Source organism: Bradyrhizobium sp., from assembly GCF_049512235.1.
GTDB lineage: Bacteria > Pseudomonadota > Alphaproteobacteria > Rhizobiales > Xanthobacteraceae > Bradyrhizobium.
On record NZ_JBEKXH010000107.1, the window covers coordinates 1 to 16457 of the forward strand.

The following is a 16457-nucleotide window of genomic DNA, read 5'->3' on the forward strand; positions in this document are numbered from 1 at the left end:
AAATGCCGCCAATGAAATAGGGATTTTCAAGCCGTCATTGCGAGCCACCGGCTCGGCGCAAGGCGCCGTCCGGTGAGCGAAGCAATCCGCAGCCGCGTGCGCCGCGCTATGGATTGCTTCGTCGCAAGGGCTCCTCGCAATGACGGTGGAAGCAGGGACGACCTTACATATCGACCGCGCGGGCTTCAGCCACGTCCTGGTTCCCATCGCAAGTTGCGGCTCCAATACGCCCCGATTGTCGACTATTAATGCGGGGCGCGATGGCTTATCTGACCGCGCACAGGTTGTTATTGGGCGCCGGAGTAGCCATCTGAGCAGCTGGCGCAATTGGATCGCGGCGACGGCGATCGGGAAGGCGCGACGCCTTAGCCACCGCCAAATCTTATCAACGGTATCGGCCAGCGGCATATCATTTGGTATGCGCCTGACCGGTCAGGACAGTCTATGACCATCGAACATGCCTCGGTGCAGGTCGCGCGCAAGCCTTGGGGGGTCGCCGATCTCTATCCCTGGAGCAGCATTGACGGTTCTGCTGACGCCGTCGGCGAATTGTGGTTTCAGCGCAACGACAAGGATGCGGCAGACCCGGCATTGCTGCTCAAGTTGCTGTTCACCAGCGAGCCATTGTCGATCCAGGTTCATCCCGACGATGCATTTGCGCGCTCCACCGGCCTATCGAACGGCAAGACCGAAGCATGGTACATCCTTTCGGCAACGCCGGAGGCGCGGGTTGCCCTTGGATTGAAACAAGCTCTCACGCCCGAGGAATTGCGCGCATCGATCAAGGACGGTTCGATCGCTGGGCTCATTCACTGGCGTTCGGTCGCGAAGGGCGACACCATCTTCGTCCCCGCCGGCACGATACATGCCATCGGCGCCGGCATCGTGCTTGCCGAGATACAGCAGCGTAGCGACGCGACATACCGCCTGTTCGACCATGGCCGGCAGCGCACGCTGCACGAAGACAGCGCCGTCGCGGTTTCTGACGCAGGGCCGGCGCAACCTCAATCCGCCCCACACCGTCTCAGCATCGCCCGAACGGTCCTGATCGCAAGTCCGCATTTCGTCCTCGAACGCATCGACCTCGAGGCCAATTCGAATTGGGCACTCAATGCCGATCGGGAAACCTGGGTCCTTGTGATCAAGGGCCACGCCCGCATCGGGATGACGAATGCGACGATCGGTGACGCCATCTATATGGATGCCGACCGTACCGGCATCGAGGTTGGCCCGGACGGCATGAGCGGCCTGATCGCCTATCCGGGACCGGATCCCGTTATGTCGGTGCTGAAAAATGGCGGAGCGCGCGTGGCCGGAGCTGCCGACCCGTCCGCCGCGCACGCCGTTGAATCAAACGAGATTGTCGAGGTCCGGACATGACGGCGCTTCGTCGCATCGCCTTCATCGGCAATTCGCTTCCCCGGCGCTGCGGCATAGCAACCTTCACGACCGATCTGCAGCAGGCGATATCAAGTTCGCGCTCGGGTCCGGAAACCTGCATCGTGGCGATGACGGACCATGGCCGTGCCTATGACTATCCCTCGTCCGTCGCTTTGCAGATCAAGGACGACAACCTCGAAGAGTATGCGCGCGCGGCGGACTTCCTGAACGCCGGCCGTTTCGACACGGTTTGCCTGCAGCACGAATTCGGGATTTTTGGCGGAGAAGCCGGCGCCTACATTCTCGCGCTGTTGTCGCGCCTCACCATGCCGGTCGTTACCACGCTGCACACCGTGTTGGCCAAGCCGAGCAGGGTCCAGCGCGCGGTGCTGAACGACATCGTCGAGGCGTCGACAAAGATCGTGGTGATGGCCGAAAAGGCCCGCGAGCTGCTCCGAAGCGTCTATCGTGTACCGGACGACAAGATCGAGCTCATTGCCCACGGCATTCCTGACGCCGCCTTTGTCGGGCCCGATGCGGCGAAGACCAAGCTCGGATTTGCCGGCAAGCCGGTCATTCTGACATTCGGCCTTTTGTCCCCCAACAAGGGCATCGAAGTCATGATCGACGCCATGCCGTCGATTCTGCGGCGCCGCTCGGATGCGGTCTATGTCGTACTCGGCGCCACCCATCCCAATCTGGTTCGCGACCAGGGCGAGGCCTATCGCCAAGGCCTGCTGGCGCGGGCGCGCGAGCTTGGTATCGAAGACAACGTGGTGCTGCTTGACCGCTTCGTCGATCAGGCCACGCTGCTCGAATTCATCTCGATGTGCGACGTCTATGTCACGCCCTATCTCAACGAAGCGCAGATGACGTCGGGAACGTTGGCCTACAGCTTCGGACTGGGCAAGCCGGTGGTCTCGACGCCGTACTGGCACGCGTGCGAATTGCTGGCCGATGGACGCGGCGTTCTGGTGCCTTTCGGCGACCCGGCGGCGATCGGCAGCGAAATCGCGGAACTGCTCACGGACGATGGCCGCCGGCAGGCGATGTGCCGGCGCGCCTATGCGGACAGCCGAACAATGACATGGCAACGCGCCGCCGAGCATTATGTGTCCGCCTTCGAGCAGGCGCGGCACGGTCACGCGCTCAAGGTCGTCGCGCGCCGCGACACGGCCTCGCCCGAGCCGCGCGGTCCGGTGGCGCCCGACATGCAAATCGGCCATTTGCTGTCGATGTGCGACGATACCGGCCTGTTTCAGCACGCGGTGCATTCGGTACCGGATCGCGCGCACGGTTATTGCGTGGATGACAACGCGCGCGCATTGCTATTGGCCTGCGCCCTCAACAATCCGGGCGAACAGCCGCTGGCGGAAGTTCTGACAGCCCGCTTCGCCGCCTTTGTGCAGCATGCATGGAATCCCGACACCGGAAGATTTCGCAACTTCATGGCCTTCAGCCGCATTTGGCTCGAAGACCGAGGTTCCGAAGACAGTCACGGGCGAACGCTCTGGGCCTTGGGCGAGTGCGGCCGCAAAGACTCCAGTGCGTCGCGAAGATCATGGGCAACATCCTTGTTTGCCATGGCATTTCCCACCGCGGAGGCATTTCGTTCGCCCCGCGCATGGGCATTCACGCTGTTGGGCCTGGACGCTTATTGCACGACGATTCCCGATGATCTTCATGCCGGGGCAATCCGCCGCGTTCTTGCCGACAGGCTGATGACCATGTTCGCATCGGTCGAGACGCCCGCCTGGGTGTGGTTCGAGGACGGGCTGGCTTACGACAACGCACGCCTGCCACAAGCCTTGATCGTGACCGGCATGGCGACGCAAACGCCTCGCTACGTCGATGCCGGATTGAGGTCGCTGCGCTGGCTGATGACGCAGCAAACGACTTCGCTTGGTCATTTCCGGCCGGTCGGCACCGCGGGCTTCGGCGAACGCCGACAGCCTCCCCGTCCCTTTGATCAACAGCCGGTGGAAGCCACGGCCTCGATCGCGGCCTGCCTCACGGCTTGGCGGGCGGAGGGCGACGCGGAGTGGACAGTCATGGCAAGGCGCGCCTTCGGCTGGTTCCTCGGCAGCAACGACCTGTCCATTGCGCTGGTCGATCCGCATACCGGCAGTTGTCGCGATGGATTGCATCCCGATCGTGCTAATGAGAATCGCGGGGCTGAGTCGGTCTTATCCTATCTGCTGGCGCTCGCAGAGATTCGGCAGCTTGTGCGCGTCAACACTGGCCAGGCAAAGACCGCGGCGCTTCGAACCGTCGGCGTTTGAGTTCGTCCGTTTTGCTCCAGCGACCCGAGGATACCTTGCCGGAAACCACCTTCCTGAACCGACGCGCGCTTTATCTGCGTCCCGATCCAGCGCGGGTGATCGTGCGCCCGTTCAAGCCGGCGACCGAACCGCGCGATCTCAACCCGACCGACAAGACGCGGGCCAACCACATCGTCGACCGCGTCCTCGCGCTCGATGCCGAGACCGTCGCCAGCCAGCTCGCCGACGTACTGGAAAATTTCCAGGGCCGGCATCGCAACCTGCTGGAGACGTTCGAGTCGCGAGCCGACGTCATGGAACAGGCGTTGGCGGAGCACGGCAGCTTTTCCAACAACCAGCGCCAGCTGATCGGCGCCTATTTTCTCCACGAATATTCGTTCGAAGCCTCGGCCTTGTTCAACCCCAGCATCGTTCCGCACCCCGACCAGTCCGGCGCGCCGGAAGGCGGCCTGCGCTTTATTCTCAGCCTTCGAGCCACCGGCGAAGGGCACGTGTCGTCGCTGACATTTCGGGCCGGTACCATCGCAGCCGATGGCAGCCTGACCGTTGATCCGACGGCTCGTCTCGCCTCGAGCCCCCGGATCAGCCGCCGCGTAGCCGGACCGGATGGCGACCGTATCGAGTTGGCTTTCAATCCCGAGGAAGAACTGAGCGAGCGCGTCATATTTCCGGTCACCGAATCGCAATCGAACGGCATCGAGGACGCGCGCTTTGTCGAATTCAGCGACGGCGGCCGGAAGACCTATTACGCGACCTTCACCGCCTATAGCGGGCAGGCGATCCGTTCGGAACTGATCGAGACCAGCGATTTCATGTCCTTCCGGATGACGCCGTTGCGAGGGGCTGCGGCACGGAACAAGGGCATGGCGCTGTTCCCGCGCAAGATCGGCGGCCGATACGCCATGATCGCGCGGCAGGATAACGAGAACCTTTATCTGATCTATTCGGACGACCTGTACACGTGGGACGGCGGCCAGGCAATTCTGAAGCCGGAATTTCCCTGGGAGTTCGTCCAGATCGGCAATTGCGGGTCGCCGATCGAACTCGACGAAGGTTGGCTGCTGCTGACGCACGGCGTCGGCCCGGTCCGCAAATACTCGATCGGCGCCGCGCTGCTCGACAAGCGCGATCCCTCCAAGGTGCTGGCGCGCTCGCGCGAGCCGCTGTTGCGCCCCGAACCATCCGAGCGCGAAGGCTACGTGCCCAACGTCGTCTATACCTGCGGCGCCATCAGGCACGACGACCAGATCATTTTGCCCTACGCGGTGTCGGACACCTTCTCCAATTTCGCCACCATCAGGATCCCGGCGCTGCTGCAGGCGATGAAAAGTTGATCGCGATCTAAACGTCGGGCGCCGAACCACCCCGGTTGAGGAGAGATGATTTCATGGCCCGCGAGACCAGCTACTTCGTGCAGTCATTCAATGCCGGCAGAGGCGGAAATCTCAAAGCCGATGTTCCGATCGCGTGCAAATCGGCGACCGGCGCGCTGCGAACGGCGGAAAGACTGGCATCGAGCAAACTCGGTGTCGTCGCCTTTTCATCGACAGGCGATCCCGAGATGGGCGACTACGACGATGAGCCCACGGTCATTTTTCGGAACGGCCAGCTTCCGGCAGCCTTCGACTGAGCTCCATTGCGGCAGAATCCCCGAACGTCCCTGCCGCGCAGAACGCGATGATCCGCACCAGGAAGGCCGGCCGAGACCAGCCGGCGGCTACGCCACCGCCCGCTCGCGTTGCTTGAATCCGTTCAGCAGCCGGGCAATCTCGCCGGCGGGCACCGGCTTGCTAAAGAAGTATCCTTGCACCTCGGTGCACCCCTCCGCGCGCATCTTGTCCAGCTGCTCCTGGGTTTCGACGCCTTCGGCCAATGTGCACATGCCAAAGCTCAAGCCGAGCGCGGCGACGGCGCGAATGATGGCGATGGAGTCGGGCCTGTCGATCAGGTCCCGGACAAAGCTCTGGTCGATCTTGATCTTGTCGAACGGGAAGCTGCGCAGATAGCTCAACGACGAATAGCCGGTGCCGAAGTCATCCATCGATATCCTGACACCGAGGCCGTGCAGCTGCTGCAACACCGCCATCGTCCGTACATCATCATGCATCAAAACGTTCTCGGTGATTTCAATCTCCAACTGATCCGGCCGCAGTCCGGAGGTCGCCAGGGCGGACACCACCGTGGAAACCAGGTTGATACGGCGGAATTGCAACGGCGAAACATTGACCGCCACCCGCAGATCGGATGGCCATGTCGCGGCCTCGGCACAGGCCTGCCGGATCACCCACTCGCCGATGGCAACAATGAGCCCGGTCTGCTCAGCCACCGGGATGAATTCGTCCGGCGGAACCTTGCCGCGCGTCGGATGGTTCCACCGCAGCAACGCTTCAAATCCGCTGACCCGGTCGTCTGCGAGATTGACGATCGGCTGGTAATACAACTCGAACTCCCCGGTGGAGAGGGCTTTGCGAAGGTCAATTTCAAGGACGCGCCGGGCCTGGGCCTTGACGTCCATTTCCGTTTCGAAGAAATGAAATCCTGAACGGCCCTCATCTTTTGCCCGGTACAATGCCAGGTCGGCGCTCTTCAGGAGTTGGTCCGCATTGTCGCCGTCATCGGGTGCCACCGCGATCCCAACACTCGCGCCAATCACGACATCGTGGTCCCCGAGTTCGAACGGCATGCTCAAGGCTTCGACGATGCGTGCCGCCAGGGCGGCGGCGGCCTCCATCGGAGCCTCCGCGCCGGACTGCACGATCGCGAACTCGTCGCCACCGGTCCGTGAAATCAAGCCGCCCTCGCCCACCAGATCGTGCAACCGCTCGGAAACCGCACGCAGCAACGTATCCCCGACGGCGTGCCCCAGCGTATCGTTGACACTCTTGAAGTGATCGAGATCCACGCAAAACACGGACGCCCGCCCGCCGGGGTTCAAACCTTCCAGGGTTCTTTCGAGATGCTCTCGCAATTGAACGCGATTGGCCAATCCGGTCAGTGCATCGTGATGCGCCAGATACGCGATCCGCTTTTCTGTGTCGCGCTTCTCGGTTACATCCAAGTGGATGGTGACCCTCCCGCCGGTATTCAGCGGCGCCTTGAGCAATGAAATGATGCGACCATCCTGCAATTGATAGTCTTCCGTACCTGTAACGTGCGGCGAAGCCAGCGACCGTTCAACAAAATTCTCGTCGCCGGCCGGAGATGTCCCGTTACTCACCCGATGCTCCAGAATGGTTCGCAGCAGGGTACCCCGCCGGGTCAGCTCTGGAGGCAGCCCGTACATCTCGGCATATCTTGAATTGCAGGCGATCAGGTTCTGGTCGCCATCGAACAGACTGAGCCCCTGCGGCATGCCCTCGAGGGCACCGAAGAGATGGTCGCTCGATCGCTTGCTCCACAACCTGATCATGCGGTGGATCATCAGCAGCACCAGCGCGGCCAGCCCGATGCTGGTGAGGATCGAAGCCAGCAGCAGCAGATCGGACCTGATCGACAATTGCTCGACGTTGTCCCGCGCCTGCAGGCTGGAGTTCGAATTCCTTTCGTGCAGCAGCGCCATCCTTTTTTTAATATCAGTTATCGGGGTCTCCAGCTCCGGGGTATCCACTGCAGCCAGCCTGGCAATCATCGCTTTGATTTCCAGCCCCTCGGCGCGCGTGCTCGGAGAAATCGACCTTTCGATGGCGACATCCATATCGTTCAGGACATCATCCAGCAGTGCGGCGGTCTGCATTGCTGCCGTGGAGCGATAACGTTCGTCGACATATCCTTGAAACGATATCTGCGCCAGGCTGACAGAGTTGGTGGAGGTGAACACCCTGTCATATACGTTCAGGGCATAGTCGATGATGGCATGCTGCTGGTCGCGCGCAAACAGGCCGATCAGAACATTGATCATCAGCAGGGAGAGCGTGACCCATCGCAATTTTCGCCGAAAAGCGAACTCGTATCCGTCGGCTAGCCGATCAGAGCGTGGGGCGCTGCCAGTCGCAGCGCCCTTCACTTCCGCGTCAATTATTGCAGAGGCCAACTTCTCGCGCTCCGTAGTTCAACGTAGCAGTTCATCGGTTAACTTCGTACGATGCAACGCGTTACGTTAAGGAGACGTGGATATCCCGCGCCGGCGGCTAGGGAAAACGTTGGTCGTCAGCGTAGGGTGGGTTGAGCTCTTCGCGAAACCCACCAATTCCGCCGCTGCGATGGGTTTCGCGACCAGTGCGGACATGCGTCCGATCTGGTCACTCTACCCCATCCTACAACTGATCAGGCCCCGCTCATCCTAAATTGTACGGTGAGCGCGCGGCGCCTCGACATGGGGCCGGAAGGTTGATTTGTCGGTTCCGCAATCCGGGCAGCGCCAGTTCGAGGGTATCGCCGCGAACGGGGTGCCGGCAGCAATCAGCTGATCGGGCGAGCCGGTGGCCTGATCGTAGATGAAATAGCATCCACCGCACATGAACATCTGGCGGCTCGCAGGTCGTATCGCCGGGGCTCTTGCGACAACAGCCATGCCGGCCGGCGCCGGCGTCACCAAGGGGTCGCCGACGCTCAGCTTCGCGTTTTCCCTGGCCACGAGGTAGATGCCGAGTTCCTTGTGTCCGAAGGCCGCCCGCAGCGAGCCGGGAATGTCGAGGTCGCGGCGGCCGGTTTCAGGGTCGACGTTGGTGGCGCCGCAGCGGCCGTTGCGCCGGTCAACGCGAAACAGCCCGTCGCCGATCCGGATGTCGCTGCCGACCCAATCGAACTCTTCCCAAGGAGCCGCGCCGTCGATGTAGAGATTGGCGCGAAAACGCAAGGGATCGATCTTGATGCCCCATTGCGCCTCGAGGCTGCGCAGCGTCGCCAGATTGATCAGCGAGATGACATTGTCCGGCTTGTCCATGAAATGTCCGTCGCGCGAGCGCACCAGGGTCGGCGCACTGCGCAAGGCCGGAACCAGCTGCCAGAAGATCTCCTCGACTTTGGCGCGCGCCGCTTCGTCATCCAGATCGGCCACGAGGAGCTGACGATTGCCCTGCGTTATCGTCAGTCTCGAGGTCTCCACCTCGAGCGTGGTCCGGACCCGCGCCAATGCTTCCTCCAGCATCAGCATCACGAACAATCCCTTCTTGCCCCATTTCGGCTGGCTGGTGTCGAACGGGGCCCCGGGACGCACCAGCGCGAAGACGCGATCGTGCGGCAACGGCTTTTTGGCCTGCAGTTCGACGCTCAGCAACGGCTGCGCCGTCAAACCCTTGATCGGATAACGATAGATGTTTTTCAGAACGGGCATCGGATCGCCACCCTGTCGCACGATGATCTCATGCGAAAATGCCCGATGAAGCGGCCGATAGCGTAGAGCCGGTTGCCGCCGAAGTCGTGGAGCCAGATGATGCTTCGGAGCCGCGGCGGCGAACTTTGGAGCAAACTGGTCCGAGAACAGGGCGGTCATGTCGGTTGAGGGATCATCGATGGCGTCGTCGATCGCGTCCGACAGCCGCGCGATACCCTTCTCGATCTGCTTTTGCGACAACGCGGCATAACCAAGAATGATGGCGCGGCCGGTCAGCGCGGTTTTTCGCTGAAAATGCACGCGCGCCGAGGCCAATGAATAAACGCCGACCCGCGCGTCCCGGGCCAGCGCCTCGACCGTCACGGCGTCCGGAATTCCCGGCGGCAGATGCCAGAGCACATGCAGCCCTCCCGCCAGACCATCGACGACAACCTCGCCGAAGCTGCGGCGTAGCGCGGCGACCAGGCAGTCACGGTTATCTCTGTGATGCGAGCGAACGCGCAGCAGGTGAGTTGCATAGCTGCCATTATGCATGAAGTCGGCCAGCGTCGCCTGCTCCAGCCAGGGGTTACCGTTGTTGAGGAGGGATTTCTCGACACAAACCGCTGCGGCAATATGTTCGGGCACGACCATGTACCCGAGCCGCAACCCGGCGCCGAGCGATTTGGAGAAGGTGCCCACGTAAATGGTGCAGTCGGGCGCCAGCGCCGCCAGCGGCGGAAGGTGCGAACCCTGGTAGCGGATATCGCAATCATAGTCGTCCTCGATGATATAGCAGCCATGGCGGCGGGCCCAGTCGATCACCTCGCTGCGCCGTGTCGCCGACAGCGTGGCGCCGGTCGGATACTGATGCGAGGGCGTGGTATAGAGCAGTGAGGCCGTGCGCTGCGGCAGCTCATCGGGGATCAACCCGTCCTGATCGACGGCGACGCTCGCAACCTCGGCACCCGTGGCGTCAAAGGCAAGCGCGGCGCCGCGGTAGCAGGGATCCTCGACGGCGCTGAGCGCGCCGCGCGCCAAGTAGAGCCGCGCCGTCAGCGTCAGCGCCTCCTGGATGCCGGACACGATGACGATGCGGCTTGGATCGGCCACGATGCCGCGCGCAACCGCGAGATGATTGGCGATCGCGGTGCGCAGCGCCGGAAGCCCCGCCGGTTCGCCATATTGCGTGAGACCGGCAGCGCCGCCATGCGAGAGATTGCCTTGCAACAGGCGGCGCCAGGTCTTCAGCGGAAACATATCGGCGCTGGGGCGGCCCGGAAAGAAATCGTAGAGCAGGCGGCTGTGGTTGAGATGCGGCGAGTTCTGCGCGCGGGCGTGACGTAACGGCATTGGCATGCGCGTCCGCACCACGCGATCGCCGGTATCGAAGGTCGGGCGAACTGGCGCAGAATGGCTCGGCGACGGTTCGGCGACATAGATCCCCGACGCCGGGCGCGATTCGACGATGCCTTCCATCAGCAACAGGTCATAGGCGCGAACCACGGTGTTGCGGGATATAGCCAATTGCTCGGACAGCCGGCGCGACGACGGCAGGCGCGTGCCCGGTGCAATGCGCGCGCAGCGGATCGCCTCGCGGATCTGGTCGACCATCTGCGTCGTCAGCGATTCCGGCCGTGTCCGATCGAGGAGAACGGAAATCTGCATGTTGCGCCGTGCGGTTAAGCTTCCCTGAACCAAGGACGGAGCAAGGGCTGGGCCAGTTGATGGGTCCAGTGCTTCGATTTTGGCGCGATTTTCCGCCGTGTCAGCCGATTTTCCGCACTTTTCCAACTGGCTCCCTCGCTTTGCCAGTAACTGGACCTACGCGCTGCAATCCGTCCGCGAGGCTGCCCAGAGCCCATGCAGGTTCTGCCCGAAAGCCTGCCTGGCCGTCTATCTCCTGAGCAACCCCCGAGATCGCGCGCCTATCGGAAAGCCAGCGGATGGAGCCATCGCATTTTCCACCAGCGGCTCTCCTTGCAGCGCTTTGCTCCGTGCGAGCGTTGCCGCACTGACTGAACGCAAGTGGGAGCCGCGTCGCGATGCTCCCGGGAATCGAACCAAAAGGAGAACCTATGAGCACCGCACTATTCCGCTGGCGATCCGCCGCGGCCGCCCTTGTCGCCCTCTTTCTCGGATCCGGCGCGAACAGCGCGAGAGCCGAAGAACCCATCAAGATCGGCATCCTTCATTCGCTGTCGGGCACAATGGCGATCAGCGAAACGATCCTGAAGGACCTGATGCTGATGGAGGTCGCAGACGTCAATGCCAAGGGTGGACTGCTCGGCAGGCAGATCGAGCCTGTCGTCGTCGACCCCGCCTCGAACTGGCCGCTGTTCGCCGAAAAAGCCCGCGAGCTGCTTACCAAGGACAAGGTCGCCGCCGTGTTCGGCTGCTGGACGTCGGTGTCGCGCAAGTCGGTGCTGCCGGTGTTCGAGGAGCTCGACGGGCTTTTGTTCTATCCGCTCGAATATGAAGGCGAGGAAGCCTCCTACAATATCTTTTATGGCAGCTCGGTGCCCGACAACAAGGCCGTGCCGGCAGTCGAATATCTCATGAGCAAGGAAGGCGGCGAGGTGAAGCGCTTCGTGCTGGAAGGCACCGACTATGTCTATCCCCGCACCAGCAACAAGATCATCCGCGCCTTCCTCAAGACCAAGGGCGTCAAGGATGAAGATATCATGGAGAACTACACCCCGTTCGGCTTCTCCGACTGGCAGACCGAAGTGGCGGCGATCAAGAAGTTCGGCTCGTCCGGCAGGAAGACGGCCGTGGTCTCGACCATCAATGGCGATGCCAACGTGCCGTTCTACAAGGAGCTCGGCAATCAGGGCGTCAAGGCTACCGACATTCCGGTGATCGCGTTCTCGGTCGGCGAGGAAGAACTGGCGGGCCTCGACACCAAGCCTCTGGTCGGGCACCTTGCGGCCTGGAGCTACTTCCAGTCGGTCAACACGCCCGAGAACAAGGCGTTCATCGCCAAGTGGCGCGCCTACACCAAGAACCCCAAACGCGTCACCAACGATCCGATGGAGTCGGCCTATATCCTGTTCCATATGTGGGTCCAGGCGGTGCAGCAGGCCGGCACCACCGATGTCGAGGCGGTGCGTCAGGCCATGATCGGCCAGAAAGTCAAGTCGCCGTCGGGCTTCGAAGTCGTGATGGGCAGCAATCACCACATGGCCAAGCCGGTCATGATCGGCGAGATCCAGGCCGACGGCCAGTTCAGCATCGTCTACAAGAGCAAGGCCTTGCCGCCCCGGGCGTGGAGCCCCTATGTCGAGGCCAACAAGGGCAAGGTTGCCGACTGGTCCTGGCCGTGGGTCTGTGGCGGCTGCACCTCACCGCGGTTCGCAACGAACTGATCTCCCGCGCTTCGCTGGTGAGCCTGCGGTGCCAGTCCGGTTACGCCGACATTGTCGGCGTAACCGGATAAGCCTTGAGCAGAGTTTCGACGCTCACGTCGCGTCGGCCGGAAGATTTCGGTACAGAACTGGGCACGCCGAAACCCGCCGTTTTTGGGCTCGATGCGGCGAAGAAGGCGGCCGAAGCCATCGCCAATCTGCTTGCCGCCGAACCATCCATCTGCTGCTCATTATCTTGGGGCGTCCTACGGTATTGTTTGGTGGCCTCACGCCGCCCTTCCGCTGGGCTGTACCTTCGGCAAATCGACCGATAGCTCCGTATTCATCTTCGCCAGTGCCTCGTCGATTATCCACATTTGCGAACTGTGATGCAGGTCGAGCAGCCTGCGCACGGAGTTTTCGGACATGCCAAGCTCCTTGGCGAGCTTGACCTTGGACCAGCCGTGTGTGCGCATTGTCTCGTAAACGGCCAGCTTCGCGGTCACGAGCGACGGCAGCACTGCACGATCGGGTCGTCCCGAATGTCCCGCGCCGTCCCTAGGCAGCGGCTTTCCGGCCTTCATGTATCCTTCAAGAGCCGAAATGACGCAGTCGCGGGCGTTTGCCCTTGCCTGCTCTTCGGTCTCGCCTTCGGTCAGCGCCTCCGGAATTCCGGGAAAGCGAACAAGCCACCACCATTCTCCTGCCGCTCCAGCGTCTATCGATATCCGAACGCCATGATCACTCCTCCAAGTCGTCTTTGGTCAGGCCCAACTGGTCGAGCATCGCATTGAGGAGGCCGGGACCGATCTCCTTCTTAGCACGTAGGATGGGTTGAGCCCTTCGCGAAACCCATCATCTTCGCAAACTGCAATTGATGGGTATCGCTTCGCTCCACCCCTCCTACGCGCTGGCGTAGGATGCATTCACCGTTGCTTAAACTAAGACCAGTTCCGGAGTTGGTTCGACCAATCTGTCCTCCCTTCCCCTCAGATCGGTTTCAGCCGCGGCACGTCGCCGACGCCCTCGAGATCCGGGGCCTGGCCGTAGCCCATGCGGCGCATCTGCTCGTGGACCTGCGCCATCTCGGCCTCGGTCAGCCGCGGCGGTTCGCCGATCGCCAGCGCGTGGACGTACATCCTGGCCAACGTCTCGACTTCGACCGCGAGCCAGAGCGCCTTCTCGAAACTCGCAGCGATGACGATCAGCCCGTGATGGCCGAGCAGGCAGGCCTGGCGCCCATCAAGCGCTTCGAGCGCATGGTCTGACAGCGCCTGGGTGCCGAAACAGGCATAGGGCGCGCAGCGGATGTCGTTGCCGCCGGCGACCGCGACCATGTAGTGGAAGCAGGGGATGGCGCGCTCGTGCACGGCGAGGATGGTGGAGAAGGTGGAGTGCGTATGCAGCACCACGTTGACATCCTCCCGCGCCTTCAGGATGTCGCGATGGAAGCGCCACTCCGACGAGGGCCGGTGATTGCCGGCATATTCGGCGGAAAAATCCATCGCGACGATGTCGTCCGCGCTCATCCGCTCGTAGGGCAGCGAGGTCGGCGTGATCAGCATGCCGCCGGCAATGCGGTGCGAGAGATTGCCCGAGGTGCCCTGGTTGAGGCCATTTCGGTTCATCTCCCGGCAGGTATCGACGATGCCCTGGCGAAGATCGGCGTGGCTGTCGCTGGTCATGAGGGTGGCTCCGATTGGACGATCCAGGATTGATAGGCATCGAGCAGCGCCACGCGCTTTTCTTTGCCGTCGAGCCCGACGATATCGTCGAGCACGACGCTTGCGACCGGCGTTGCCCGCGAAAACCGCTTCCACAGCAGCGCCGCGCCGAGCGCGGTGCCGTCGCGCGACCGGCTCGCCGACACGCGCTGGCCCGGCCGCAACGCTGCCAGCGTCCGAGCGAATGGCACATTCGTGGCGAACCCGCCATCGATAATGACGCGCCCCTGGCTTGCCAGCGCATCCAGGCAATGGCTGGCGGTAAAGGCCGCGTAGAGCACCGCCAGCGCCTGCCATTCCGCCGGCCCTTGCGGGGCCGGGCCGATGATGCGGCCGCGCCCACCGGCGCCGGGGAACAGCCCGTCATCGCCGGCGAAGGAGGGCAGCGCCAGCGTTCGCTGCGCGGCAAGCTTGCCGATCGCGGCCAGCACTGCCGCATCGTCAGCGCGATGGTCGCGCCGGATCAGGTCATATTCGCGGCCGGTCATGGTCAGCGTCGACGGCACCTGGTCGCCATCGACATCGACGTTCAGCACCATCGCCCTCTCGCCGTCGAGTTGAACAGGATCGAGCCCGCGCTGGAAGCCGATCATCCAGGTGCCGGTCGACAGGATCGAGGCCTCGCCCATCCCCGCCGCCTTGTAGCGGAACAGATTGGCATTCGAATCATGCGCCCCGCAGAGGATTTCGGTCGCGGGCGACAGCCCGGTGCGGCGGATCACCTCCTCGGACACCGTGCCCAGCACCGCTCCGGCCACCGCGCGCGGCGGCAACAGCCGGTCCCAGCCGCGCCTGCGCATGATCGAAGAGGGCTGCTGCCCGACCGCATCCCAGATATGGCCCTGCGCCGCCAACTGCGAGATTTCGCTCGCCTTGCGGCCACCGAGCCGCATCGCGACATACTGCGCCGTGGTGAGATAGGCGGTGGCACGGGCAAATTCGGCCGGAAACGCGGTCTGCTGCCAGAGCAGCTGCTTGGCGAGCCGCATCGCACCTGCACCAATGGGGCAGAACACCTCCGAATAAGGCGGCGCCTGCTCTTGATAGGCGCGATCGATCTCGGGCGGTGAAACCGCCTCGTAGTCCATCATCGGCAGCACCGCCGTTTCGCGCTCGACCAGCACCGCGCCGCTGCCATGCGCGGTGGCGACCACAGCGCCGATGGCGTGACACCGCGCCACCGCGGCCAGCGCATCGAGGAACCAATCTTCGAGCGCGGCGAGATCGCAGGCCAAATAGTGGCCGGAGGCAGTCGCGGCGTTCGGCACCGACAGCGTCTCGATCGGCCAGCCGTCATCGCTGGCGACCAGCAGCTTGAGATTGCTCTTGCCGATGTCAAGAACGGCGATCCGGGCTGGCGCGGTGTCCCGTTGCATCGCGCCTCTCACCTTCGCAGCAGGCCGCGCAGATGCGGCACGGCGGCGACCGCGATCAGAATGCCGCCCCAGATCGAAAGCGTCAGGAACTGGCTGAGATTGAGCAGGTTGAACGCCGACGAGATCATCTGCAGGATCACCAGCGCCATGATCAGGCCGCCGACCTTGCCGAAGCCGCCGAACGGATCAACCCCGCCAAGCACCGCGGCCAGGATCGTGACCAGCAGATAGCTCTCGCCATAGGCCGCGTTGGCGGAGTTGAACCGCGCCATCATCACCACGGCGGCGACGCCGGCGAGCAGGCTCGACAGCACATAGAGCTTGAGCAGCACGGCGCGGGTATCGACGCCGGAATAGCGCGTCGCCTTCTCGTTCGACCCGATCATGTAGACCTTGGCCCCGAACGGCGTGGCGTTGAGCAGGATCGCCACCGGAACCGCGCACAGCGCGAACACGACCAGCGCGAACGGCACGCCGTAAATGGTGCCGTTGCCGATGAAGATGATCGGATCGGGAAAGCCCGAGATGACGTTGCCGCGGGTCAGCCCGATACTGATGCCCTTGCACAGCGTCATGGTGCCAAGCGTGGCGAGTATAGGCGAAACGCCGAGATAGGCGATGACGTAGCCATTGACCAGCCCGATCAGGCCGGCGACGGCGAAGCCGGCGGCGATCGCCGCGACTTGCCAACCGACCCAGGCCAGGCCCTCGCTGCCGGGCAGGGTGCGCGTGAGCAGGAAGGCAATGGTCAGGCCGCTCAGATTGGCGGCGGCGATGATCGAGAGGTTGAGCCCGCCCGACAGCAACGCCAGCATCATGGCCAGCGAGAGGATGCCGAGCTCCGGCAACTGGAACGCCATCGATTGCAGGGTGCTGGCGGAGAAGAACCGGTTGCCGATCGCGAGCGCGAACACCGCCCATAGCGCCAGCAGCAGCAGGGTCAGCGTGCCGATGGTGCCGCCGGCAAGGAAGCGGCCGATGCGGGCCACGGGCGAAGCGACGGACGGCTGTTTCATGCCCGCACCCTGCGGGTGCGCCGTTCGCGCTGCGACCGCGCCGTCACCGACACCGAGATCAGGATCACGAGCCCGACGAAA

General features: G+C 63.0%; 11 protein-coding genes. 5 read left to right on the forward strand and 6 right to left on the reverse strand.

Going from position 1 to position 16457, the window contains the following annotated elements; all coding sequences use genetic code 11:
- Nucleotides 1-444 precede the first annotated feature (444 nt).
- Genes ABSG20_RS12445 through ABSG20_RS12460 form a run of 4 tightly spaced genes read left to right on the forward strand, consistent with a single transcriptional unit; the run spans nucleotide 445 to nucleotide 5292 of the window.
- Nucleotides 445-1380, forward strand: coding sequence for a class I mannose-6-phosphate isomerase (locus ABSG20_RS12445; protein ID WP_423864802.1), 936 nt, complete (start codon nucleotides 445-447; stop codon nucleotides 1378-1380).
- Nucleotides 1377-3662, forward strand: coding sequence for a glycosyltransferase family 4 protein (locus ABSG20_RS12450; protein ID WP_423864803.1), 2286 nt, complete (start codon nucleotides 1377-1379; stop codon nucleotides 3660-3662). Before ABSG20_RS12445 ends, ABSG20_RS12450 begins: the two co-directional genes overlap by 4 nt.
- A gap of 35 nt (nucleotides 3663-3697) precedes the next feature.
- On the forward strand, nucleotides 3698-4996 hold the full coding sequence (locus ABSG20_RS12455; RefSeq protein WP_423864804.1) for a glycoside hydrolase family 130 protein: 1299 nt from the start codon (nucleotides 3698-3700) through the stop codon (nucleotides 4994-4996).
- A 53-nt stretch (nucleotides 4997-5049) separates the two neighbouring features.
- Complete coding sequence (locus ABSG20_RS12460; protein ID WP_423864805.1) at nucleotides 5050-5292, forward strand: hypothetical protein; 243 nt, start codon at nucleotides 5050-5052, stop codon at nucleotides 5290-5292.
- Nucleotides 5293-5379: 87 nt separating this feature from the next.
- On the opposite strand, the gene ABSG20_RS12465 is transcribed toward ABSG20_RS12460, so the two are convergent.
- Nucleotides 5380-7560 (reverse strand): putative bifunctional diguanylate cyclase/phosphodiesterase, encoded by a 2181-nt coding sequence (locus tag ABSG20_RS12465; RefSeq protein ID WP_423864806.1) that lies wholly within the window; start codon nucleotides 7558-7560, stop codon nucleotides 5380-5382.
- 381 nt (nucleotides 7561-7941) lie between these two features.
- The gene (pdxR, locus tag ABSG20_RS12470) at nucleotides 7942-10581 is read right to left on the reverse strand and encodes a MocR-like pyridoxine biosynthesis transcription factor PdxR (protein WP_423864807.1); all 2640 of its coding nucleotides are present in this window, start codon (nucleotides 10579-10581) and stop codon (nucleotides 7942-7944) included.
- Between the two features lie 410 nt (nucleotides 10582-10991).
- Here pdxR and urtA point away from each other — a divergent pair, with 410 nt between their 5' ends.
- Nucleotides 10992-12281 (forward strand): urea ABC transporter substrate-binding protein, encoded by a 1290-nt coding sequence (gene urtA / locus ABSG20_RS12475; RefSeq protein WP_423864808.1) that lies wholly within the window; start codon nucleotides 10992-10994, stop codon nucleotides 12279-12281.
- A 266-nt stretch (nucleotides 12282-12547) separates the two neighbouring features.
- Here the strand turns inward: urtA and ABSG20_RS12480 are convergent, their stop codons facing one another.
- From ABSG20_RS12480 to ABSG20_RS12495, 4 genes are all read right to left on the reverse strand, one after another.
- Nucleotides 12548-12988, reverse strand: a complete 441-nt coding sequence (locus ABSG20_RS12480) for a type II toxin-antitoxin system HicB family antitoxin (RefSeq protein ID WP_490338321.1) — start codon at nucleotides 12986-12988, stop codon at nucleotides 12548-12550.
- Between the two features lie 261 nt (nucleotides 12989-13249).
- Entirely contained in the window at nucleotides 13250-13945 is a 696-nt protein-coding gene (locus tag ABSG20_RS12485; protein WP_423864810.1) for a class II aldolase/adducin family protein, read from the reverse strand.
- Entirely contained in the window at nucleotides 13942-15360 is a 1419-nt protein-coding gene (locus ABSG20_RS12490) for a carbohydrate kinase (RefSeq protein ID WP_423864811.1), read from the reverse strand. Before ABSG20_RS12490 ends, ABSG20_RS12485 begins: the two co-directional genes overlap by 4 nt.
- Nucleotides 15361-15368: 8 nt before the next feature.
- Entirely contained in the window at nucleotides 15369-16376 is a 1008-nt protein-coding gene (locus ABSG20_RS12495) for an ABC transporter permease (RefSeq protein ID WP_423864812.1), read from the reverse strand.
- Nucleotides 16377-16457 lie beyond the last annotated feature (81 nt).